Raw genomic sequence first — 20,972 nt, 5'->3', positions numbered from 1 at the left:
AGCGTCTGTCCGCGCCCGGCCCGGCGAAAAGGGCCGGAAGTCCCCCGCGGGTACCGCCGAGGACCCTGCCTCGCCACCCCGGCCGGCCCCATCGTGGAGACGTCTGCCGAAATCCTGGAGCATCGGAGAAACCTCATGTCCCCCACCCACGTCGTCGTGCTGGGCAGCGGGTTCGCCGGACTGGAGACCGCGTTCGCGCTGCGTGCGCTGACGAGTCCCGACCGAGTCCGGCTGAGCCTGGTGTCCGACCGGGACGACTTCCTCTTCCGGCCCAACAGCATTTACCTGCCCTTCGGCGCGGCCGAAGCGCCCCTGCACGTACCGCTCGCGAAACCGTTGCGGCGCCGCGAGATCGACTTCCGGATCGGCGAAGCCGAAGGCATCGACGTCGACCGCGGCGTCGTGCACACCTCGCACGGCCCGGTCCCCTACGACCACCTGGTCATCGCCACCGGGGCCGCGATGCGGCCCGAAGAGGTGCCGGGCCTGGCCGAGCACGCCCGGGCGGTCTGGACACCGGGCCAGCTGCACGCGCTCGGGGAAAGGGTGCGGTGGGTGGCGCAGAACGCGCGGCACGGCCGGCTGCAGCAGGTCCTGTTCCTCGTGCCGCCGGGCAACAAGTGCGCCGGCCGCTGTACGAGATCGCGCTGATGCTCGACACCTGGCTGCGCCGCCGCGACGTCCGCGACAGCGTCCAGATCGCGTTCACCACCGCCGAGCAGTCCTACGTCCAGGCGTTCGGGCCGCGGCTGCACGAGGTCGTGGCGGCGGAGTTCGCGGCCCGCGGGATCGAGGGCCGCACGGGGACGGTGCCCGACAAGGTCAGCGAGCTGGAGATCGCCTACACCGACGGCACCTCGCAGGAGTTCGACCTGCTGGTCGCCTTCCCGCCGTACGTCGCGGCCCAGCGCTTCGACGGGCTCCCCGCCGACGACCGCGGGTTCCTCGTCTGCGAGGAGAGCCGGCGCGAGGTGCTCGGGAACAAGGGGATCTACGCGCCCGGCGACGCCGGGGACTTCCCGGTCAAGCAGGCGTTCCTCGCGCTGCTGCAGGCCCAGGCGGTGGCCGGGCAGATCGCCGTCGACGCCGGCGAGCACCTGCCGGGGCCCGGGTTCGAGCCGGTGAGCATGTGCGTGCTGGAGATGGCGGACAAGGCGACCTTCGCGCAGGTTCCGCTCGCCGTCACCGGCGACCCGGCGCGGCCGGGTGGTCGTCGACCCGGACGCGCTCGACGCCTACCGCGTCGGCACGTCCCCGGCTTGGCGGCTGGGCAAGAAGGCCCTCGGCGCGTACGTGCCGGGCCGGTTCCGCGCCGGGCTGCCGGTGCACGCCGGGACCGGGTGGGACGCCATGGCCTTCGGCCTGCGCGGCGCTACCCGCTGGCTGACCCGCTGAAACCGTGAGGGCCACATCGAGGGGACGCTGAGTCCCCCGACGTGGCCCTCACGGACCGGCGGGTCAGCGGGGTGCCGGGACGACGGGTTCGCCGTTGGGCACGGCCTTGGCCGGTGCGGCGGCGGCCGCCTCGCGGGCGAGGAACGTGCCGAGCTCGCCGATCGTGCTCATCAGCGGTGCCGGGAAGACCACCGTGCTGTTGTGGTCGACCCCGATCTCCATCAGCGTCTGGAGGTTGCGCAGCTGCAGCGCCAGCGGGTGCGCCATCATCGTGTCCGACGCGGTGCCGAGCGCCGCCGCGGCCTGGGCCTCGCCCTCGGCGTTGATGATCTTGGCGCGCTTCTCCCGCTCGGCCTCGGCCTGCTTGGCCATCGCGCGCTTCATCGTCTCCGGCAGCTGGATGTCCTTCAGCTCCACGAGGGTCACGTCGACGCCCCACTCGGTGGTGGTCACGTCGAGGATCTGCCGGATGTCCGAGTTGATCTTGTCGGTCTCCGCGAGCGTTTCGTCGAGGGTGTGCTGGCCGACGACCTTCCGCAGCGTCGTCTGCGCGATCTGGTCGATCGCCGCGTAGACGTTCTCGATGGCCACCACGGACTTCACGGCGTCCACCACGCGGAAGTACGCGACCGCCGAGACGTCGACGCTGACGTTGTCCCGCGTGATGATGCCCTGCGACTGGATCGGCATCGTGACGATCCGCAGCGAAACCCGGCGCAGCACGTCGATCACCGGGATGATGAACCGCAGCCCGGGCTCGCGGACCCCGACCACCCGGCCCAGCCGGAAGAGCACTCCCTTTTCGTACTGCTTGACGATCCTGATCGACAGCGCCAGCAAGACGATGACGACCGCGGCGGTGATCAGCCAGCCGATCATGACGCGACTCCTCTCATCCGGCCGGGTCCGCTCCAGCGGTCGGAGCGCCCGGCGGTCATCAGGTCGACGACCGTTTCCTTGGTCAGGTCGCCGGCGTTCATGTTGTGCGACACCACGATCACGCCGAGACCGCGTTCGGCCAGCCGCCCCACCAGCTGCAGCACGACCTCGGTCTGCTGCACGCCGAGCGCCGCGGTCGGCTCGTCCATGATCACCAGCTTCGAGTGCCACAGCACGGACTTGCCCGCGCTGTTGTCGCCGACGAGCGCGGTCACCTGCCCGGCCGGGATGTCGAGGCGACCCCGGCCAGTGCCTGGACGGGCCCGAACTTCTTGGTTTCGCCCCGGACGCGCAGCGAGGGAAGCCCGTCACGCCCCGGTCAGGCCGTGCCCTGGGTGAGCTCGGCGAGCCGCCGGCCCAGCGGGCTGTCCGGGGTGCGGGCCGGTGGCGGGATGACGGCCACCGGGCACGTCGCGTGCCGCAGGCACGCGCTGCTCACGGAGCCGGCCAGCACGCCGCGCAGCCTGCCCTTGCCGTGGCTGCCGACCACCAGCATGGTGGCGTCCTTGGCCCGGTCGGTGAGGATCCCGGCGGGATCGCCGTCCGGGACCGAACACCGCGCGGTGACACCGCTGAGGTTCTTCGTCACCGCCGCGACCAGCTTTTCGAGTTCGTGGAAGTGCACCCGCCTGGCCTCCTCCAGAGTCCGGTTGACCGAGGCCTCGTCGAGCATCTCGTCGTGCATCCACACCGTCAGGACGTCCAGTTCGGCGCCACTGGTCTCGGCCTGCCCGGCCGCCCAGACGAGCGCGGCCGTACCCGCCTCCGATCCGTCGACGCCGACCACGATCCGGCCTTTCGCGGTTGCTTCCGTCATCACCGCTCCTCTCCGTCCCGGTCCCCTCCGGTGTCCAGCGAACTACGGCGTGACGTGCGGCGAAGCAGGAGTTCTACCCGACCTGCGAGGACCAAAGGCCTTCCGCGAGCACGGCCCGCACCGCGGCGGGGACCGCCGCCGCGACCGCCGCCGAAAGCCCGTGACCCGGCGTGAAGTCCGCGCCCGCGACGCCGAGCAGGACCAGGTGTCGAGGCCGCCGGTCCAGGACCTCGCCCAGCCGGACCGCCGCCGCGACGTCGAGCGCGTGGCCACCCCGCCCGGCACCGCCGGGCCACCCGCCGTCCCCGGTGAACCGCAGGATCCGCCCGGCCGGGACGCGCCCCCGGGCAGCGTCGACGACGACCGCGAGCGAGGCGCCCGCCCAGGCGTCCACCAGCTCGGCCGGGTCCGCGATCCGGGGCACCACCCGCACGCCCGGCAGCGCCGGGAGCGCGGCCACGACGGCCGGGCCGATCCCGTCGTCCCCGCACAGGGGGTTGCCGAGCCCGAGCACCACGACCGTCACCGGCGCACGACCGTCAGGTCGAGGAAGTGCGTGGCGCAGGAGATGCACGGGTCGTGGTTGCGGATCACGCGTTCGCAGAACAGGGCGAGCGCGTCGTCGCCGAGGTCGAGGCGGGTACTCGCGAGCCGGCACAGGTCGTCCTCGATGGCCGCCTGGTTCTGCGACGTCGGCGGGACGATCGCCGCGGCGGTGACCAGCCCGGCCTCGTCCAGGGTGTACCGGTGGTAGAGCAACCCCCGCGGCGCTTCGCTGACCCCGTGCCCGGTCCCGGCGCGCGGTGTCACGTCGACGCACGGCCGGTCGGGCCGCTCGTAGCCGTCGATCAGCCGGATCGCCTCTTCGACCGCGTACACGACTTCGACGGCCCGGACCACGATGGACCGGAACGGGTTCCGGCACTCGGCGCCCAGTCCCGCGCCGGCGGCCGCTTCGCGCGCTGCCGGGCCGAGCAGCGCCGAGTTCAGCGAATACCGGGCGAGCGGCCCGGTCAGGTACCGGCGGCCGTCGAGGCTCGCGTGCAGCGCCGTCGAATGCGGCACCTGCCGTTCGACGACGTGGCCGGGGAACTCCGTGGCGGGGAAGGCCTCGCCGGTGCTCGTGACCACGCTCCCGCGGTCGACCGGGTACCGCCCGGGCTCGCTCGCCGACAGCAGGTCGTGGTCGGTTTCGCAGTCGGGGAAGTCGAACGCGGACACCCAGCGGACGACTTCGCGCGCCTGGTCCAGCGCGCCGGCCAGCCGTTCGCGCATCGGCGCCAGCTCCGCGCGCGCCGGCACCGAGTAGAACCCGCCGACCCGGACGTTCACCGGGTGGATCGCCCGGCCGCCCAGCAGTTCCATCAGCGCGTTGCCGGTCTTCTTGAGCGCCAGGCCGCGTTCGACGGCGCCGCGGTGATCGGCCGCCATCGCGATCCCGTCGGGGTAGCCGAGGAAGTCGGGCGCGTGCAGCAGGTGGATGTGCAGGGCGTGGCTGGAGATCCACTCGCCGCAGTAGACCAGGCGCCGCAGGTCGGCGAGCGGCCCGTCGAGCTCGACACCGCACGCCGCTTCGAGGGCGTTGCAGGCGCTCGTCTGGTAGGCCACCGGGCAGATGCCGCAGATGCGCGACGTGATGTCCGGCGGCTCGGTGAAGTCCCGGCCGCGCAGCAGCGCTTCGAAGAACCGCGGTGGCTCGTAGATGTTCAGCTCGGCGGTGTGCACCTGCCCGTCCTCGACGACGAGCCGCAGGGCGCCTTCGCCTTCGACGCGGGCGATCGCGTTGACCGCGAGCCGGCGCGCGGTCACGGCCGCCGCCCCCGCGAGACCGCTTCGAACTCGGGAGCGGCCGCGTTGAACGTGGCGAAGACCCGGCCGACGGCGTCCTCCCCCATCCCGCAGGTCCGCAGGATCGGCAGCAGTGCGGCGGTGTTGGGCTTCGTCATCGGGCCGAAGCAGCCGAAGCAGCCTCGGCGGTGTGCGGGGCAGAGCGCGCCGCACCCGGCGTGCGTGACCGGCCCGAGGCACGGGGTGCCGTCGGCGACCGTGACGCAGGTGAGGCCCCGGCGCTTGCATTCGGTGCAGACGCTGGTGTCCGGCAGGTCCGGCTTCCGCCCGGCGAGGAAGGCGGTGAGCGTCTCGAGCAGCTGGCCGCGGTCGATGGGACAGCCCCGCAGTTCGAAGTCCACCGGCACGTGGGCCCCGATCGGCGTCGAAGTGTCCAAGGTGGACAGGTAATCGGGGCTCGCGTAGACCGACGCGGCGAACTCGGCGACGTCACCGAAGTTGCGCAGGGCCTGGATGCCGCCGCTGGTCGCGCACGCGCCGATCGTGACGAGCACCCGCGACTGCCGGCGGACTTCGCGGATCCGCCGTTCGTCCGCCGGGGTGGTGATGGAGCCTTCGACGAGCGAGACGTCGTACGGCCCGGGCTCCACGGCGCTGGTCGCCTCGGTGAACGAGGCGATCTTCACCCGGCCGGCGAGGGTGAGCAGCTCGTCCTCGCAGTCGAGCAGCGTCAGCTGGCAGCCGTCGCACGAGGCGAACTTCCAGACGGCGAGGGTGGGCAGGCTCATGTCACAGCTCCCGGACCAGGAGGAGGGGTTCGGCTTCGGCGTAGGTCACGACCGGGCCGTCGCGGCACAGCAGCAGCGGGCCGAGCTGGCAGTGCCCGCACAAAGCCGCGCCGCACTGCATGTTCCGTTCCAGTGAGACGCGGATGTCTTCCGGGGCCACCCCGTCGTGGCGCAGCACGCGGGCGCTGAAGCGCATCATCGGCTCCGGGCCGCAGACGAACGCGACGGTCCGGCCCGCGGCCGGCTTCACCCGGGCCAGTGGCTCGGTGACGAAGCCGACCTCGCCGGCCCAGCCGGCGGCGGGCTGGTCGACGGTGCGGCGCACTTCGATCGAGGTCTCCCACGCGGCGAACTCGTCGCGGTAGAGGAAGTCCCCCGGGGTGCGGGCGCCGGCGACCAGGACCACGCGGCCGTACGCCGCCCGGTCGGCGAGCACGGCGAGCACGACCGGGCGCAGCGGCGCCAGCCCCACTCCCCCGGCGACGATCACGACGTCGCGGCCGCGCGCGGACTCGACGTCCCAGCCGCGGCCGAAGGGCCCCCGCACGCCGAGCACCGTCCCCGGTCCCGACGTGTGCAGGGCGTGGCTGACCGCGCCGACGTCCCGCACGGTCTGCTCGAGCGCACCGTCCCGTTCGGACGGATCGCCGCTGATCGAGATCGCGACCTCGCCGACGCCGCGGGCGTAGAGCATCGTGAACTGCCCGGGCCGGAACCGCGGCACGGCCCCGCCCTCGGGGACGAGCCGCAGCGTGGCCGTGTCCCGGGTCTGCTGGGTGCGCCGCTCGACGCGGTAGGGCACCGGCAGCATCGGTTCAGTCACGACCGCTCCGGTAGAGGTCGAGCAGCCGGGCCCGGGTCCCGCGCAGCCGGTTCGCGAGCACTTCGAACAGCGCGCGGGTGAGGGCGTAGCCGAACGCCGGGTCCGCGTCGGCCAGCTCGCGCAGGAGGTGCCCGTCCAGCTCGGCCGCGGTCACGGTGGTGACCGCGCGGGCACCGAAGTCCCAGCGGTGGGGCGGGACCAGCCACGACCAGCCCAGCAGCTCCCCCGCGCCCAGGGTCTGGACGACGACGTCACCGCGGCCGGGGACCGCGGTGTCGATCTCGACCCGGCCGCTCTCGAGCACCCAGAGCCGGTCCGCCGGCCTGCCTTCCGCGCACAGCCGCTCGCCGGCGGCGAACGCGACCTCGCGGGTGGCGCGGGTCAGCAAGGCCGTCTCGGCGGGCGACAGGCGCGAGAACGGGGGCAGCGCGGTGAAGCGGTCAACCGCCGGCATGACCGGCTCCTTCCCCGGCGAGCCGCGCGGCTTCGGCCGTGATGTCGATGCCCGCCGGGCACCAGGCGATGCACCGTCCGCAGCCGACGCAGCCCGACGTGCCGAACTGGTCGTGCCAGGTGCTCAGCTTGTGGCTCATCCACTGCCGGTACCGGCTTTGCCCGGACTCGCGCACGCTGCCGCCGTGCACGTAGGAGAAGTCGAGCTCGAAGCAGGACGCCCAGCGCTCGGCCCGCCCGGCGTGCTCGCCGGTCACGTCGGTGCCGTCCTCGGTCGTGGTGCAGAAGCACGTGGGGCAGACCATGGTGCAGTTGCCGCAGGTGAGGCACCGGCTCGCGATCTCGGACCAGACCGGTGATTCGCGCGATTCCCGAAGCAGCGTCCGCAGGTCGCCCGGGGGCATTTCCCGGCCCATCTTCCCGGCGGCGGCCGCGACGTCCGCCCGGGCCGTGGCGACCTCGCCGTCCGCCGCGGCCCGGGTGGTGACGAGCCCCAGGATCCGGGCGCCCTCGGCGGACCCGACGTCGACCACGAACCGGTGGCCGTCGTCGTCGATGCGTTCGGTGAGGGCGAGGTCGTAGCCGCCGGAGGCGCCCGGTCCGGTGCCCATCGACGCGCAGAAGCACACCCCACCGGGTTCGGTGCAGTTGGCCGCGACGGTGAACAGCCCTTGCCGCCGCCGGGCGAACGCGCCGCTCGCGGCGAGCACCGTCCCGAGCACGGAGATCGCGGCCAGGTCGCAGGCGCGGACGCCGAGGAAGGCGTACCGCGGCACGTCGTCGTCCGCCGCGACGTACTCGCCGCCGGGACCGGTGTGCCACAGCGGCCGGTGCGGCGGGTGCAGAAACCGCTTCCACGACTGGGGTCCCGCCGAATGGGCGAACACCGCCGCGTCGGTGCGGCGCCGCAGCCGGTACCGGCCGGGCGCGGTGTCCACGCTCCAGCCCGCCGGCAGCTCCGCCGCCGAACCCAGCTCCGCCGGCACGATCGCGTCGTCGCGGACCGTCGGGCCCACGACCCGGTACCCCTCGGCCAGCAGCACCTCGACCAGCCGGTCGAGCCCCGCCCGGTCGAGCACCCGGATGTCGCCGGTCATCGGCTCCCCTTTCGCCGCGTCCAGGGAACCGGGTGGGCGGCACGCGGCCCTAGGGCCGAAGGTCACCGACCGGGGAAGTTCGGCCCTCCCACCGGGGAACTAGGGCCCTACGAGCGGCCTCGCGGGTGCCGAACCATCAGGAGGAGCAGACGTAGACAGGGAGAAGCAGATGACGGTACGGCTCGGGATCAACGGCTTCGGGCGGATCGGGCGCGACATCCTCCGGTGCGTGCTGGAAACCCCGGACAGCCCGATCGAAGTGGTCGCGGTCAACGACATCACGTCGCCGGAGATGCTGGCGCACCTGCTCGCGCACGACTCCACCTACGGGCGGCTGCGCATCCCGGTCGAGGTCGTCGACGGCGAAGCCCTGCGCGTCGGGGACCACCTGATCCAGGTCAGCGCGAAGGCCGATCCGGCGGACCTGCCCTGGGGCGAGTACGGCGCCGACGTCGTCGTCGAGTCGACCGGGAAGTTCCGCACCCGTGAAGCCGCCGGCGTGCACCTGGCCGCGGGCGCCAAGAAGGTCGTGATCTCCGCGCCCGGCAAGGACGTCGACGCGACGATCGTGCTCGGGGTCAACGAAGACGGCTACGACCCCGCGAAGCACCACGTCATCTCGAACGCCTCGTGCACGACGAACTGCGTCGCGCCGATGGTGAAGGTGCTGCACTCGGCGTTCGGCATCCGCCGCGGCCTGCTCACCACGATCCACAGCTACACCGGCGACCAGGCCCTGCTGGACCGGCCGCACAAGGACCCACGGCGCGCCCGCTCCGCCGCGGTCAACGTCGTGCCCACCAGCACGGGCGCCGCCAAGGCGATCGGGCTGGTGCTGCCGGAACTGTCCGGCAAGCTGGACGGCGTCGCGGTCCGCGTCCCCGTCGAGGACGGCTCGTTGACCGACCTGACGGTGGAGCTGGACCGCCCGGTGACCGCGGAGCAGGTCAACCACGCGTTCGCCGAGGCGTCGGACGGCGACCTGAAGGGCATCCTGCGCTACACGGAAGCCCCGGTGGTGTCCCGCGACATCATCGGCGACCCGGCCTCGTGCGTGTTCGACGCGGAGCTGACGAAGGCCGACTCGCACCTGGCGAAGGTGTTCGGCTGGTACGACAACGAATGGGGCTACGCGACCCGCACGGTCGAGCTGGTGGAGCTGATCGGGCGCTCGCTGGGCTAGGTGCCCCGGGTGCCCGCCGGTGACGCCGCCCGGCGGGCACCCGTCCCCACCGGGCCGGGAACCGGGATCACGACGCGGTTCCCGGTCCCTCCCGTCAGCGCAGCTCGGCGGCCGAGCCGTCGTCCTGGGTGTACCTGAGGCGGTTCCGCACCGCGACCACCCCGGGCACGGCCTCGGTCAGCCAGCCCGCGCGCTCGACCTCGCTCCGACGGTCGAGCACGCCGGTCAGGGTCACCACACCGTCGTCGACGCGCACCTCGGCGGTCGCCGGGTCCGCCCAGATCGACCGCCGCAGCACTTCGCGCTCGACGGTCTCCTTGATCTCGTCGTCCGGCCGCAGGAACGCGCGCAGGACGTCCCGCCGGGCGAGCACGCCGATCAGCCGGCCGGAGCCGTCGACGACGTAGAGGCGGCGCAGTTTCGCCTCCACCAGCCGCCGGGCCGCGCCGGTCACCGGCTCGTCCTTGGCCACGGTCTGCACGCGCCGGGTCATCAGCTCGCGCGCGGTCAGCCCCTGGGCCTTCGTCCACACGCGACGCTTCCGGAACACCGGCTCCGGCCGGTGCGCCTCGCGGCGGTGGCGGGCCAGCAGGTCCGCTTCACCGACCACGCCGATCGGGCGCCGGTGCTCGTCGACCACCGGGATCGCCGCGATGCCGTGCTCGGCCAGCAGCGAGACGAGCTCCTTGAAGGACGTCCCGGTGCCGGCGGTCACCACCGGCCAGGTCATCAGATCCGACACCAGCGGACCGCGCATCGCACACCTCCGGCTGAGGGTTCGCCTTCACGGTAGAAACCCGCTTCGCCGCCGCGCTGTGGGCGACGGTCCCCCGTCCAGGGGTCTTTCGCCCCTTTGCCCCGCACCCCGGACGGCCTTCCCTGAAGGGCCCAGCGGAAGGAGCACGACATGACCGACCACCGGCGGTGGCGCGACCTCACTCCCCGGCAGCGGGCCCGGATCCGGGTCGCGGCGAGCGTCCAGCTCCTGCTCGCCGCGACCGCGTGGTGGGACCTGGCCCACCGGCCCGCCACGCAGGTCCGCGGCCCGAAGTGGCTGTGGGCGCTCGTGATCGCGGTGAACTTCGTCGGGCCCGTGCTCTACTTCGCGCGGGGACGGGCCACCACGACCGGGCAGAGCGCGTACGACATCAGCGCCTGACTCGTCGAGCCGAGGGCCAGCCCGGTCACCCCGCCCCGGCCCCGGCTGCCGACGACCAGCAGCTGTGCCCGGTCGGCGAAGTCGAGCAGCCGCTCCGCGGGGCGCCCGGCCCGTACTTCGCGATCCACCACCACGTCCGGGTACTTCTCCGCCCAGCCGGCCAGCCGCTGGGCGAGCAGCTCGCGTTCGTACTCGTCCACGCCTTCGCCCGCGCTCCACCAGCCGTCGCGGCGGCAGTGCACCGCGATCAGCCGGGCGCCCCGCCAGGCCGCCTCCTCGTAGGCGGTGGCGATGGCCTCCTCGCTCGCCGGGCTGCCGTCGACGCCGACCACCACCGGGCCTTCGGCGGGTGGTTCGTCTTCGCCGGCGTGCGGGCGGACCAAGGCCACCGGGCAGCGCGCGTGCGCGGCCAGGGCCACCGTGACCGAGCCGAGCAGGATCCGGCCCAGTGGCCGCAGCCCCGGCGTGCCGAGCACGAGCATCGCCGCGTCGCCGGACTCGGCGACCAGCGCGTCGGCGGGCCGTTCGGGCCGCAGCACCTCCTTCGCGTCGAGGCCCGCAGCGGCCGCACCCGCCTCGGCCAGCATGGCCCGGCCCTGCCCACTGGCCGCTTCCAGCAGCTGCTCGTACGTCGGATCGCCCCGCGGGTAGGGCGCGGGCAGGTCCGGCAACGCATGGACCAGGCGCAGGCCGAGCCGGCGCTCCCGCGCGACGCGGGCCGCCCAGCGGACCGCCGAGAGCGCTCCGGCCGAGCCGTCGACCCCGACCACCAGTTCCGTGCCGTTCATCCGCTTTCCCCTTTCGCCTCGCCGAAGTCAACCGGCCGGTGGCGTCGGCGGCGGGAGGCTTCCGCCCCGGTTCGGGAGGACTTCGGTCCTTTCCGCCGCGGTCCTCGTGAACCGGCACCGAAGGGCCTCCTCGCCGGGGACCTTCGGCCCCAGAAACGGCCGTGGCGCCGGAAGAAACTGACCGCAGCACCGAAAGAACGGAGGTTTCCCATGTCCATCCGACCGGACGAAAAGAAGACGGCCACGAGCCAGGCCCCGAACCACCGGGCCACCGAACCGGCGCCGGCCCCCGATTTCGTCGCCGGACCCACGGTCGCCGGCAGGTCCCTGGCCGTCCTCCGGATCGCCACCGGGTTCATCTTCCTGTGGGCGTTCCTCGACAAGCTGTTCGGCCTGGGCTACGCGACCCCGTCGAAGGGCGCGTGGATCAGTGGCGGTTCCCCGACCAAGGGCTTCCTGAGCGGCGTCCACGTCGGCCCGTTCGAGTCGATGTTCCACGCCTGGGCCGGCACCTGGTGGGCCGACTGGCTGTTCATGCTCGGCCTGGGCGGCATCGGCATCGCCGTCATGGCGGGCGTCGGGCTGCGGCTGTCCGCCGCGGCGGGCGGGCTGATGATGCTCATGATGTGGGCCGCCGAATGGCCGCTCGCGCAGAGCATGAGCACCGGTGAAGCAACGCACTCGACCAACCCGATCGTCGACTACCACATCATCTACGGGCTCGTCCTCATCGCGCTGGCCGCCGCGGCGGCCGGGAACACGTGGGGTCTGGGCCGCCGCTGGGCCGACCTCGTCGGCGAGCGCAAGTGGCTGCGCTGAAAGCGATCCGTTCCCCTGGGCGCCCGCCGGTCGGCGGGCGCCCGTTTTCCTGCCGGAAGGAAGAAAGATGAAGGCACTCGTGTACGACGGCCCCGGCCGGCGCAGCTGGACCGACCACGCCGAACCGGAGCTCACCGCGGCGACCGACGCGATCGTGCGGGTCGACGCCGTCACGATCTGCGGGACCGACCTGCACATCCTCAAGGGCGACGTGCCGGAGGTCGAACGCGGCCGGATCCTCGGTCACGAAGCGGTCGGCACGGTCGTCGAGGCCGGGACCGCGGTGACCTCGGTCCAGGCCGGCGACCGGGTCCTCGTGTCCTGCATCTCCGCGTGCGGGCGCTGCGAATACTGCCGGGCGGCGGCGTACGGCCAGTGCCTCGGCGGCGGTGGCTGGATCCTCGGCCACACGACCGACGGCGTCCAGGCGGAGTACGCGCGCGTGCCGTTCGCCGACACCTCGACGTACGTGCTGCCCTCCGGGGTGAGCGACGAGTCCGCGCTGATGCTGGCCGACATCGTGCCGACGTCCTACGAGGTCGGCGTGCGCAACGGCGGGGTCAAGCCGGGCGACACGGTGGTGATCATCGGCGCCGGGCCGATCGGGCTGGCCGCGATCACGAACGCCCAGCTGTTCTCGCCCAGCACGATCATCGTGGTGGACAAGGAACCGGCCCGGCTCGACGCGGCGAAGTCGTTCGGCGCCGACCTGATGGTGCAGCCCGGCGAAGCTCCGGCGACGGTGGCCGAGGCCAGCGGCGGGCTCGGCGCGGACGTCGCGATCGAGGCCGTCGGCGTCCCGGAGACGTTCGAGCTGTGCACCCGCCTGGTGCGCCCGGGCGGGCACGTGGCGAACGTCGGCGTGCACGGCGCGCCGGCGACGTTGCACCTCGAGGAGCTGTGGATCAAGGACGTGACGATCACGACGGGGCTGGTCGACACGTCCAGCACGCCGACGCTGCTGCGCATGCTCGCGGCCGGGCGGCTGGACACCAGCCGGTTCGTCACCCACCGGTTCGGGCTCGACGAGATGGACGAGGCCTACGACGTCTTCGCCCACCCGCAGGACAGCAACGCCTTGAAGGTCGCGCTGTTCCGCAGCTGATCCCACGCCGAAGGGGCCACCGTCCGATCCGGACAGTGGCCCCTTCGGCGCCGGCGCTCAGTTGTGCGGCTTGTGCGGGCTGAGGACTCCGACCGGGCCCGGCGGCGTCGGGGAAATGCTCCGGTCGTCGAACTGCGCCTTCAGGCTCTGCCGCACTTCGACCACCCCGTCGACCCGGCGGATCAGCGCCGTGATCACCGGGATCATGCTCTCACGCTCGACGGAGCCGTTGAGCGTGACGATCCCGTTGTGCACCGCGACGTACAACGAAGCAGGGTCAAGGGCCATCTCCCGCAGCAGCACCTCCTCCCGGACTTCGTCCCGGATCTCCCTGTCGGTGCGCAGGAACACCCGGAGCAGGTCCGACCGGGACACCACCCCGACGAGCTTCCCCTCACCGTCCACCACCGGCAGCCGGTGGAAGTGGTGCTTCTCCAGCAGTTTCGCGGCCACCGTCACGTCGTCGTCCGTCCGCACGGTGACGGCGGGCTTCGTCATCAGGTCCGAGACGAACGCCGCCCCCGCCTTCCGCTTCGCCTGCCGGGCGCCGGGCTGCAGCAGACCGTGCGGCGCCTCGTGCTCGAGCAGGTCGCCCTGCGAGACGACGCCGAGCACCAGCCCGTCGTCGTCCACGACCGGGGCGCCGCTGATGTTCCACGAGGCCAGCAGGACCGCGACGGCCTTGAACGGCGTGTCCGGCCCGACGGTGGCGACGTCGGTCGTCATGACCATCCCCACCTTGCGGCGACTGGGCATCCCGACCTCCTTCACAGCAGCGGCCCGGGGTAGTAGGTGGCCGCCGGCTCCCCGGCCGGGGCCGTTTCCCTGTCCGGCTCCGGGACGGTCCGCGCCGGGATGACCACGACGGGGCAGCTCGCCTCGCGCAGGCAGTGCTCGGCGACCGAGCCGACGAGCAGCTTCAGCAGCCGGCCGCGGCCGTGGCTGCCGAGCACGAGCATCGCCGCGGTCTTCGACGCCTCTTCCAGCGCCACCGTGGCCGAGTGCTCGACCAGTTCGGCCCGGATCGCGACACCCGGGTGCTCGTCGCGGACCGGCCCGACGACCTCGTCGAGCTGCCGCCGCTCCCGGTCCGCGACCGTCTGCGGGGTTCCGGCGACCGCCGCGCCGAGGTCGTAGACCGGTTCGAACGTCCACGCCCGCAACGCGACGACCTGGCGGCCGCTCTTCGCTCCTTCGTCCGCCGCCCAGCGCAGCGCCGCCACGCTGACCGCCGAATGGTCCACGCCGACGACGATGTCGCCCTGGTTTGCCGTGGTCATTTCCGTTTCACCTTCTCCTCGTCTTCAAGAACGGGTCTTGCGGTCCTGGCCCTGGGACCACTCCTGCTGCCACCGGGCGTAGCGGAGCCGGTCGAGGGCGAACACGGTGAGCCGGTAGGCGGCCGCCAGCAGGGCCAGGGTCGCGAGCCACAGGCCGAGCCCGACGCCGACGGCGTCGATGGCGGCCCCGGCACCGCTCAGGGGCGCGTCGACGACGGTGCCGTCCCGGTCCACCCAGGCCGGCAGGGTGTCGCCCTTCAGCGTGCCTTCGTCCGCGATGACCTTGCCGACCTTGCGGGTCCCGTCCGGGAGCACCCACGTGGCGTCGGTGGGCTCGCCGGATCCGGTGACGCCGGTGCGCGAGTTCACCGTCAGCGGCGGGCCGTCGGCCAGCAGCGTCGCGGTGACCCGGGTGCGCTCGCTCAGCTGCTGCGCGGACCGGGCCTGTTGCCGCACGTACGTTTCCGACCCGAAGCTCGCCGCCACCGGCAGCGCCGCGAGCACGACGAGGACCACGAAGACCAGCAGGCCGGCTTGGACGCGGTCCGACGGCCGCGCCACCGAACCGCGGCGCGGGAAGACCGTGCGCCACATCCGCGCGACCCGGTTCGACGACGTGCTCATGGTCCTGCTCCCTTCCGTTCCTCCCAGGATCATCGGAATTCCCGCTTCGCCGAAGAGGCCTTGGACCCCAGCCTGGTGTCCGTGGGCGGGCACGCCGGGGACTTAGGGCCCTGTGCCACGGCGCGGTGGAGCGAGATCGTCGGGACACCCGACGGAAACGGAGCACCGGCCATGCGCGCACGCGACATCATGAGCACCCCGACGTTCGCCCTGTCGCCGTCGGCGAGCCTCGGCGAGGCCGCCGCGATGATGACCGCCCACGGGTTCACCACGATGCCGGTCGTCGACGCGGACGGGCGGCTGCTCGGCCTGCTGTCCGAAGTGGACATCCTGCGCGCGCCCGTCCCGCCCGGTGACCCGGACACCGGGGTGATGGTGGACGGTGGCCGGCACACGGCGGGCTCGGTCATGCGCACGTCCGGGCTGGCCGTGCCGGCCGACGCCGAAGTGCGCGAGCTCGCGCGGCTGATGACCGACGCCGGCGTGCGCTCGGCACCGGTCGTCGAAGGCGGGCGCGTGGTCGGCATGGTGACCTTCCAGGACGTGCTGCGACACCGGTGAGGCGTCAGCTCGCCGGCACGTCCGGGCCCGTGCGGTAGGTCAGCACGTCCTCGACGGGACGCCGGGCGGTGAGCCGGGTCGGGTAGCCGTAGCCGATGCGCAGCAGGGTGTGCGGCTGCCCGAGCCCGGCGAAGAGCCGGTCGAGCGACTCGCGCGTGCGCGGGGTCTCGAAGGGCTGCGAGAGGAACGAAGTCGCCAGGCCCTCGGCCGTCGCGGTGAGCAGCACGCGCTGCATCGCCATCCCGGCCCGGACCTCCGCGTGCGGGCCCTTGTCCCGCGTCAGCACGGCGCCGAGCAAGGGCTCCTGCTCGTACTCACGTTCGGGCAGCGCGGGGTTCTCGTGCGTCGCCCGCAGCGACACGATCCCCGGACTCCGCGGGGGCGGCCCGGCCGCGACCTTCGGCACGCCGTCGGGACTGCCGGGTTCACGCTGGGTCCAGTACGCCGCCTCGGCCTTGAACGCGAGGTCGTCGGCCTGCAGCGCCTCGGCCTGCCGGACCAGCGACGCGACCGGGGTGTAGCGGCCCGAGACGTCGAGGTACTCGATCTGCCCGCCCTCGTGCAGCGCCGCGGACTTGAGCGCGGCCCGCACCGCGGACGGCACTTCCTTGTCCAGCAGCGGACGGCGGTTGGTGTGCCGGCGGAACACGGCCTCGGCGAGGCGGCGGTCGGCGGCGGTGGCCTTCTGGTTGCCGTCGAGGCGGACCACGGCGACCAGGTCGGGCTCGGCCGGGTCGGGCAGCAGGCGCACGACCGTCGCGAACCCGTTGGCGCGCAGGCAGATCTGCAGGTTGAGGGCCGCCGCGCCGCAGGCGAGCCGGGCCTCCCGCCCGTGCGGGTCCGCGACCGTCAGCATGCGCTCGCGGTCCAGCCAGACCTCGAACACGTCGTGCTCGACGACGAACCGCCACGGCTGGGTGTTGTGCGGCGAGGGCGCGCGCACGGCCGACGCGAGGGCCTGGTCGAACGCGGTGGGCAGCGGTCGGTTCATCGTCGGGCTCCGGTTCCTGGGTAGCGGACCAGCCCAGCATCGCGCCGCCGGCCCACCCATGACGACGGCCGCGCGTCACGTCCCCGAGGGACCAAAGACCTCCGGCCCGGCTGAAGCCGTTCTCAGCCTTCCGGTGGGATCCTGTCCCCACGGCCGGAGGGTGCGCCATGGATCGGCAGGCAGTGCACGAACAGTGGGAACGCGATCGCGCGACCCTGCACGAGCTCGTCGCCTCCGCCACGGCCACCGAGCTCCGCCGCCGGTCGCGGGGCACCCGGTGGACCAACCGGCAGCTGGTCTTCCACCTCGTGTTCGGCTACCAGATCGTGCGGGCGCTGCTGGTGCTGGTCCGCGTGTTCGGGCGGCTCCCGGACCCCGTGAGCCGCCGGTTCGCCGCCCTCCTCGACGCGGCCACCGCCCCCTTCCACGTGGTCAACTACCTCGGGTCCTGCGGCGGCGGCCTGCTGGGGCCGCGGCTCGCCGCCGCATGGCTCGACCGGATCGTCGCCTCACTGCACCGGAGCCTGGACCGGGCCGGCGAAGCGGACCTCGCCCGCGGGATGCACTACCCGGTCCGGTGGGACCCGTTCTTCCGGCCGTACATGACGCTGGCCGACGTCTACCGCTACCCGGCGCGGCACTTCGAGTTCCACCTGCGGCAGCTCACCCTCGACCGCTAGCGCCTCAGGCGCCCGGCGCGGGCCGGCTCACCGCCCGGGCGAAGACGTTCCGCAGCAGCTGCTGCACCACCGGGTCCACGCGGATCGCGCCGTTGAACGTCAGGGACGACGTGCTGAACACGAAACCGCCGCCCGGCAGTTCCTTGCACACCATGGCCGCGCCCGCGCGGTCGGTCGGGTTCGTGCCCTGGGCGATGACCGCGGCCGGCGGTACTTCGCCGTCGAAGCCCTGCAGCGTGTCGAACTCCCACGCGCTCGCCGCGCCGTTGCGGCCGTGCGCGCCGAACTCGCTCCCCACCGACAGCCCCGTGCCGGCCAGGAACGGGTGGTCGTGCAGCACCCGGTACGGCGCGAACGTCATCCAGCCCTCGTACTCGAAGTTCACGCCGAGCAGCTGCGACTCTGGCAGGTTGTAGTGGTCCAGGAACAGGTCGCGGCTGCCGTCGGCGGCGCGGAAGGTCAGCGCGGTGCCGTCGGCGTTGAACTCGGCGCGCTCGTAGATCTGGTTGCCCCCGGTGGCGATGACGCTGCCGCCGGCCGCGAGGTAGCCGGCCAGGTTGGTGCGCATGGCCAGCGAGAAGTACTCCGGGTGCGCGCCGAGCACGATCGCGCTGTAGGACCGGAGCCAGCCGCCGGTGTGCAGGTCGTAGTCGGTGTAGCAGTCGAAGCCGATCTGCTCGCCGCTCAGCCAGCGCAGCAGTTCCAGGTCGCTCCACAGCTCGTTGTCGTACTGGCCCTTCGGCGCGATCAGCCAGTCGTAGCTGGGGCGCAGGAACGAGATCACGCGCTGGACGCCGTCCTGGCCTTCGGAGTACTGGTCGTGGCCGCCCCAGCCGTTGTAGGCGTGGTAGGTGTTGGTCGGCAGGACCACGGCGATCTTCTTCGCCGGTGCCGCCGGCCGCACCACGAACGGGATGTGCTGCACCCGGTTGTACCGCCCGGTGAATTGGGCCGAGTAGACGCCGGACGGCCAGTCGGCGGGGATGGTGACGCCGTACCGCTCGGCCCAGCCGCACCCGGCCGAGCGGTAGTTCGACGGCAGCGCCTGGAGCCCGCCGGTGACGGTCGTCGTGCCGGTGACGGCCGTGGGCGTGTCCCCGCCGGGCACGACCCGCACCACCTGCGCGCTGACCGAGGTGAACGCCGTCGACAGCGCGACCGACACCCGGCCGCCGGCGGGCACGCTCTGCCGCTGCGGGTAGCCCTGCAGCCCGGCGCTGCGTTCGATGGTGAAGCCCTGGCCGACGAGCTTGCCGGTGGCGTTGTTGATCCACCGCGCCCCGCCGTCGGTGTCGACGGTCTGGAAGTTGGTCATCCGCAGCTCGATCAGGTCGCCGTCGTCGCCGGGCACGGTCGAGTGGTCGATCCGGACGAGGTAGACGGCGCCGTTGGCGACGCCGGCGAACAGGTCCCGCCGGATGAGCTCGAACCAGTCGCTGTCGCCGATCACGATGGGCGTCCCGTTGTTCGCCCAGCCCACGCCGTCGCGGTAGCGGAACCAGGTCAGCGCGCCGGTGCCGCCGACGGCGTAGATGACGTTCCCGGTGTCGGCGAACAGGTAGCGGGCGACGTTGAACCCGCCGCCGAGCGGCTGCGGGGTCTCGAAGGTGCCGCTGATCCGGCGCGAGCGGTAGAGGACGCCGTCGGCGTCGACGCACCAGATGACCCCGCCCGGGCCGCCGAAGATCCGCGGGAAGGCGTTGAACCCGGTCCCGACGACGACGCCGGTGCCGCCGTTGGCCCAGGTGCCCGCGCCGGTTTCCAGGTCGGAGACGATCCGCTGGTAGTACAGGACGGTGCCGTCCCCGCGCACGCCGTAGAGGACGCCGTTGGTGTCGCCGAGCACGGTGGTGAAGTCCTGCCAGCCGGAGCCGATCTGCACCCCGAAGCCGCCGCCGGCCCAGTCGAAGGCGGCGGTGGACCAGCCGCGGTGCCGGTACCAGTAGAGCGCGCCGTCCGACTGGACGCCGTAGAGGATGCCGTCGCCACCGCCGACGAACCGGCTCCACCGCTGGTGCGGATCGGACGCGACGGCCGCGGCGGCCGCCGCCGGCACTTCGTTCGCCCGCCGGTAGCCCTTGGGTACTTCGGCTTCGCTGATCGGAAGTTCTTCACGGCCGGTAAGGAATCCCATGCTCACCCCCATGCTTGCGCCGCGCGCCCTCGCGCACGCCTACCTGTCAAGCGCGGAAAGCACCCGGCAGGTTTACACGAATGGGTGACGATCACCCGATGAGCCCAACGGTTGATTGCGATTCGGAGTCAGCCGAGTACTCGTTCACCGCTTTCCGGCACCACCGCGCACCACCCGGCGGCCGCGTGCAGTTCCCGCGCGAACGCGTGCGACGGCTCCGGCTCGCCCTCGACGACGAACGCCGTCTCGGGGGCCGGGGTCGCGGTCACCCAGGCCAGCACCTCCGCCGGGCCCGCGAACCCGCCGGTCTCGCCCAGCGCGGTCACTTCCGCCCGGACCGGGACGTACCGCCCGTGGATCTTCAGCTGGCGAGCGCCTTCCGCGAGCCGGGCGGCCCGCGTTCCCGGCCAGGCGTGCCCCAGCAGGACGACGCCGTTGCGCGGGTCCGGCAGCAGGGCTTCCAGGTGCCGCAGCACCCGGCCGGAGTCCGCGGTCGCGAAGCCGGCCAGGACGACCGACGGCCCGTCCGGCACCTGAGCGGCCTCGGGGATCGCGGCGTGCGCGTCGCGGCGCAGTTCGGGCCACCGCTCGGCTTCGGCCCGCCGGTGGACGTCGAGCGCGGCCCGGTCCGCCGGGGTATCCAGCACGACCGGCAACCGCGGGACCTCGTGGGCGTCCATGAGTTTCCGCAGCAGCGTCAGCAGTTCCCCGCTGCCGGTCACGGAGGTCGGGACGACGACGCTGCCGCCCCGCCGGACCGCGCGGTGGATCGCCGCGGCCAGGCGGCCGGGCAGGTGACCGTCGCCGGGCGGGCGCGGGGCGGCGAGCACCAGTGCGTCGCAGCGCGGACGTGGGTCCGGGGCGCGCAGCAGCGAGTGACCGGCGGCGCCGAGCGGTCCCGCGAACACGACCGACCGGCCCCCGGCGCGGACCCGGACCCAGGCCGCCCCGAGCCGCCCGCCGGCGCGGCCGAACTCGACCTCCGCGCCTTCGCACCGCCGGAGCGTGCCGAACTCGACCGGCCGCACCAGCGCGACGGCCCGGGTCACGTCCTCCGGCCGGAAGGGCGGCAGCTCGGGGCCGAACGGGGCCCGCTCCGCGTCTTCCGCGAACTGCTTCGCGGCATCGGAAAGCACGATCGGCAGCAACGCCGCGGTCCCGGGCGTCGCCACCACGGTTCCGTGCCAGCCTTCGGCCACCAGCTGCGGCAGGAACCCCGCTTGCCCGAGGCTCGCGCCGGGCAGGATCACCGCGTCGACCGCGTGCAGCTCGTCCGGGCCGGGCGAGAAGTTGCGGCGCCACAACGCCTCCGGCCCGGCGAACAGGCCGCAGCCGACCAGCAACCTGGTGTCCGGCGTCTCGAGCAGGTGCCGGGCGCAGCCGGCCCCGCCCAGGAAGGTCAGCACCGGATCGGCGTGGGACGCCGGCCGGTGCCCGGTCACGTGGAGCCGGCCCGGCCAGGGGCTGGTGCGGTAGCGCGCGGACGCGCGGCGGGCCGCGGTCAGCGCGGCGGCACGGGAACCTTCGGACATCGGTTCGTCCCCTTTC

The 20,972-nt window shown here is 73.2% G+C and carries 24 protein-coding genes and 1 pseudogene; 8 read left to right on the top strand and 17 right to left on the bottom strand.

All coding sequences use genetic code 11. From position 1 onward, the window contains the following. Positions 1-135 precede the first annotated feature (135 nt). Together ACYVLJ_RS20775 and ACYVLJ_RS20770 are read left to right on the top strand one after the other, a co-directional pair. Positions 136-651 (top strand): NAD(P)/FAD-dependent oxidoreductase, encoded by a 516-nt coding sequence (locus tag ACYVLJ_RS20775; protein ID WP_460439902.1) that lies wholly within the window; start codon positions 136-138, stop codon positions 649-651. Next, positions 621-1,403 (top strand): NAD(P)/FAD-dependent oxidoreductase, encoded by a 783-nt coding sequence (locus ACYVLJ_RS20770; protein WP_460439901.1) that lies wholly within the window; start codon positions 621-623, stop codon positions 1,401-1,403. Before ACYVLJ_RS20775 ends, ACYVLJ_RS20770 begins: the two co-directional genes overlap by 31 nt. Before the next feature lie 55 nt (positions 1,404-1,458). Here the strand turns inward: ACYVLJ_RS20770 and ACYVLJ_RS20765 are convergent, their stop codons facing one another. From ACYVLJ_RS20765 to ACYVLJ_RS20725, 9 genes and pseudogenes are all read right to left on the bottom strand, one after another. After that, a complete protein-coding gene (locus ACYVLJ_RS20765) occupies positions 1,459-2,274 on the bottom strand; it encodes a slipin family protein (RefSeq protein WP_460439900.1) in 816 nt (271 codons plus the stop codon). Then, a pseudogene (locus ACYVLJ_RS20760) lies at positions 2,271-2,516 on the bottom strand (hypothetical protein); the annotation flags it as partial. The pseudogene ACYVLJ_RS20760 and the gene ACYVLJ_RS20765, both read right to left, overlap by 4 nt. 137 nt (positions 2,517-2,653) lie before the next feature. Continuing rightward, entirely contained in the window at positions 2,654-3,151 is a 498-nt protein-coding gene (locus ACYVLJ_RS20755) for a universal stress protein (protein ID WP_460439899.1), read from the bottom strand. Positions 3,152-3,224: 73 nt separating this feature from the next. Further along, the gene (locus ACYVLJ_RS20750) at positions 3,225-3,677 is read right to left on the bottom strand and encodes a hydrogenase maturation protease (RefSeq protein ID WP_460439898.1); all 453 of its coding nucleotides are present in this window, start codon (positions 3,675-3,677) and stop codon (positions 3,225-3,227) included. Further along, positions 3,674-4,960, bottom strand: coding sequence for a Ni/Fe hydrogenase subunit alpha (locus tag ACYVLJ_RS20745; RefSeq protein WP_460439897.1), 1,287 nt, complete (start codon positions 4,958-4,960; stop codon positions 3,674-3,676). Before ACYVLJ_RS20745 ends, ACYVLJ_RS20750 begins: the two co-directional genes overlap by 4 nt. After that, positions 4,957-5,727: an NADH-quinone oxidoreductase subunit B family protein gene (locus ACYVLJ_RS20740; RefSeq protein WP_460439896.1), complete on the bottom strand. Its 771-nt coding sequence runs from the start codon at positions 5,725-5,727 to the stop codon at positions 4,957-4,959. Before ACYVLJ_RS20740 ends, ACYVLJ_RS20745 begins: the two co-directional genes overlap by 4 nt. Before the next feature lies 1 nt (position 5,728). Continuing rightward, positions 5,729-6,550 carry an FAD/NAD(P)-binding protein gene (locus ACYVLJ_RS20735; RefSeq protein ID WP_460439895.1) on the bottom strand — a complete coding sequence of 274 codons (822 nt, stop codon included), beginning with the start codon at positions 6,548-6,550 and terminating at the stop codon, positions 5,729-5,731. Further along, positions 6,543-7,004: a Crp/Fnr family transcriptional regulator gene (locus tag ACYVLJ_RS20730; RefSeq protein WP_460439894.1), complete on the bottom strand. Its 462-nt coding sequence runs from the start codon at positions 7,002-7,004 to the stop codon at positions 6,543-6,545. Before ACYVLJ_RS20730 ends, ACYVLJ_RS20735 begins: the two co-directional genes overlap by 8 nt. Further along, the gene (locus ACYVLJ_RS20725; RefSeq protein WP_460439893.1) at positions 6,991-8,100 is read right to left on the bottom strand and encodes a 4Fe-4S dicluster domain-containing protein; all 1,110 of its coding nucleotides are present in this window, start codon (positions 8,098-8,100) and stop codon (positions 6,991-6,993) included. The genes ACYVLJ_RS20730 and ACYVLJ_RS20725 overlap by 14 nt, the downstream gene beginning before the upstream one ends. A gap of 169 nt (positions 8,101-8,269) precedes the next feature. On the opposite strand from ACYVLJ_RS20725, the gene gap reads away from it, so the two are divergent. Continuing rightward, on the top strand, positions 8,270-9,283 hold the full coding sequence (gene gap, locus ACYVLJ_RS20720) for a type I glyceraldehyde-3-phosphate dehydrogenase (protein WP_460439892.1): 1,014 nt from the start codon (positions 8,270-8,272) through the stop codon (positions 9,281-9,283). 94 nt (positions 9,284-9,377) lie between these two features. Here the strand turns inward: gap and ACYVLJ_RS20715 are convergent, their stop codons facing one another. Next, positions 9,378-10,040, bottom strand: coding sequence for a CBS domain-containing protein (locus ACYVLJ_RS20715; RefSeq protein WP_460439891.1), 663 nt, complete (start codon positions 10,038-10,040; stop codon positions 9,378-9,380). A gap of 150 nt (positions 10,041-10,190) precedes the next feature. Here ACYVLJ_RS20715 and ACYVLJ_RS20710 point away from each other — a divergent pair, with 150 nt between their 5' ends. After that, on the top strand, positions 10,191-10,442 hold the full coding sequence (locus ACYVLJ_RS20710; protein ID WP_460439890.1) for a PLD nuclease N-terminal domain-containing protein: 252 nt from the start codon (positions 10,191-10,193) through the stop codon (positions 10,440-10,442). On the opposite strand, the gene ACYVLJ_RS20705 is transcribed toward ACYVLJ_RS20710, so the two are convergent. Next, positions 10,382-11,230 carry a universal stress protein gene (locus tag ACYVLJ_RS20705; protein WP_460439889.1) on the bottom strand — a complete coding sequence of 283 codons (849 nt, stop codon included), beginning with the start codon at positions 11,228-11,230 and terminating at the stop codon, positions 10,382-10,384. The genes ACYVLJ_RS20710 and ACYVLJ_RS20705 overlap by 61 nt on opposite strands. A 210-nt stretch (positions 11,231-11,440) precedes the next feature. Between ACYVLJ_RS20705 and ACYVLJ_RS20700 the strand changes: the two genes are divergently transcribed. After that, the gene (locus ACYVLJ_RS20700; protein ID WP_460439888.1) at positions 11,441-12,049 is read left to right on the top strand and encodes a hypothetical protein; all 609 of its coding nucleotides are present in this window, start codon (positions 11,441-11,443) and stop codon (positions 12,047-12,049) included. A gap of 67 nt (positions 12,050-12,116) precedes the next feature. Further along, positions 12,117-13,154: a zinc-dependent alcohol dehydrogenase family protein gene (locus ACYVLJ_RS20695; protein ID WP_460439887.1), complete on the top strand. Its 1,038-nt coding sequence runs from the start codon at positions 12,117-12,119 to the stop codon at positions 13,152-13,154. Between the two features lie 57 nt (positions 13,155-13,211). Here ACYVLJ_RS20695 and ACYVLJ_RS20690 read toward each other — a convergent pair whose 3' ends face one another. The 3 genes from ACYVLJ_RS20690 to ACYVLJ_RS20680 are packed head-to-tail and all read right to left on the bottom strand — an operon-like array spanning position 13,212 to position 15,058. Beyond that, the gene (locus tag ACYVLJ_RS20690) at positions 13,212-13,910 is read right to left on the bottom strand and encodes a CBS domain-containing protein (RefSeq protein ID WP_460439886.1); all 699 of its coding nucleotides are present in this window, start codon (positions 13,908-13,910) and stop codon (positions 13,212-13,214) included. A gap of 11 nt (positions 13,911-13,921) precedes the next feature. Then, positions 13,922-14,434, bottom strand: coding sequence for a universal stress protein (locus ACYVLJ_RS20685; protein WP_460439885.1), 513 nt, complete (start codon positions 14,432-14,434; stop codon positions 13,922-13,924). A 24-nt stretch (positions 14,435-14,458) separates the two neighbouring features. Further along, positions 14,459-15,058 (bottom strand): Rv1733c family protein, encoded by a 600-nt coding sequence (locus tag ACYVLJ_RS20680; RefSeq protein ID WP_460439884.1) that lies wholly within the window; start codon positions 15,056-15,058, stop codon positions 14,459-14,461. Positions 15,059-15,229: 171 nt separating this feature from the next. On the opposite strand from ACYVLJ_RS20680, the gene ACYVLJ_RS20675 reads away from it, so the two are divergent. After that, complete coding sequence (locus ACYVLJ_RS20675) at positions 15,230-15,619, top strand: CBS domain-containing protein (protein ID WP_451987343.1); 390 nt, start codon at positions 15,230-15,232, stop codon at positions 15,617-15,619. A gap of 4 nt (positions 15,620-15,623) precedes the next feature. Here ACYVLJ_RS20675 and ACYVLJ_RS20670 read toward each other — a convergent pair whose 3' ends face one another. Then, positions 15,624-16,610: a nitroreductase family protein gene (locus ACYVLJ_RS20670; protein WP_460439883.1), complete on the bottom strand. Its 987-nt coding sequence runs from the start codon at positions 16,608-16,610 to the stop codon at positions 15,624-15,626. A gap of 167 nt (positions 16,611-16,777) precedes the next feature. Between ACYVLJ_RS20670 and ACYVLJ_RS20665 the strand changes: the two genes are divergently transcribed. Then, positions 16,778-17,290 carry a DinB family protein gene (locus ACYVLJ_RS20665; protein WP_460439882.1) on the top strand — a complete coding sequence of 171 codons (513 nt, stop codon included), beginning with the start codon at positions 16,778-16,780 and terminating at the stop codon, positions 17,288-17,290. Positions 17,291-17,294: 4 nt separating this feature from the next. Here the strand turns inward: ACYVLJ_RS20665 and ACYVLJ_RS20660 are convergent, their stop codons facing one another. Next, the gene (locus ACYVLJ_RS20660) at positions 17,295-19,424 is read right to left on the bottom strand and encodes a N,N-dimethylformamidase beta subunit family domain-containing protein (RefSeq protein ID WP_460439881.1); all 2,130 of its coding nucleotides are present in this window, start codon (positions 19,422-19,424) and stop codon (positions 17,295-17,297) included. Between the two features lie 128 nt (positions 19,425-19,552). After that, on the bottom strand, positions 19,553-20,956 hold the full coding sequence (locus ACYVLJ_RS20655) for an MBL fold metallo-hydrolase (RefSeq protein WP_460439880.1): 1,404 nt from the start codon (positions 20,954-20,956) through the stop codon (positions 19,553-19,555). Positions 20,957-20,972: the final 16 nt, after the last annotated feature.

It is taken from the genome of Amycolatopsis stemonae (genome assembly GCF_054781455.1).
Note: the sequence above shows the minus strand (reverse complement) of the source record. Positions and strands in the feature narration are given on the sequence as shown.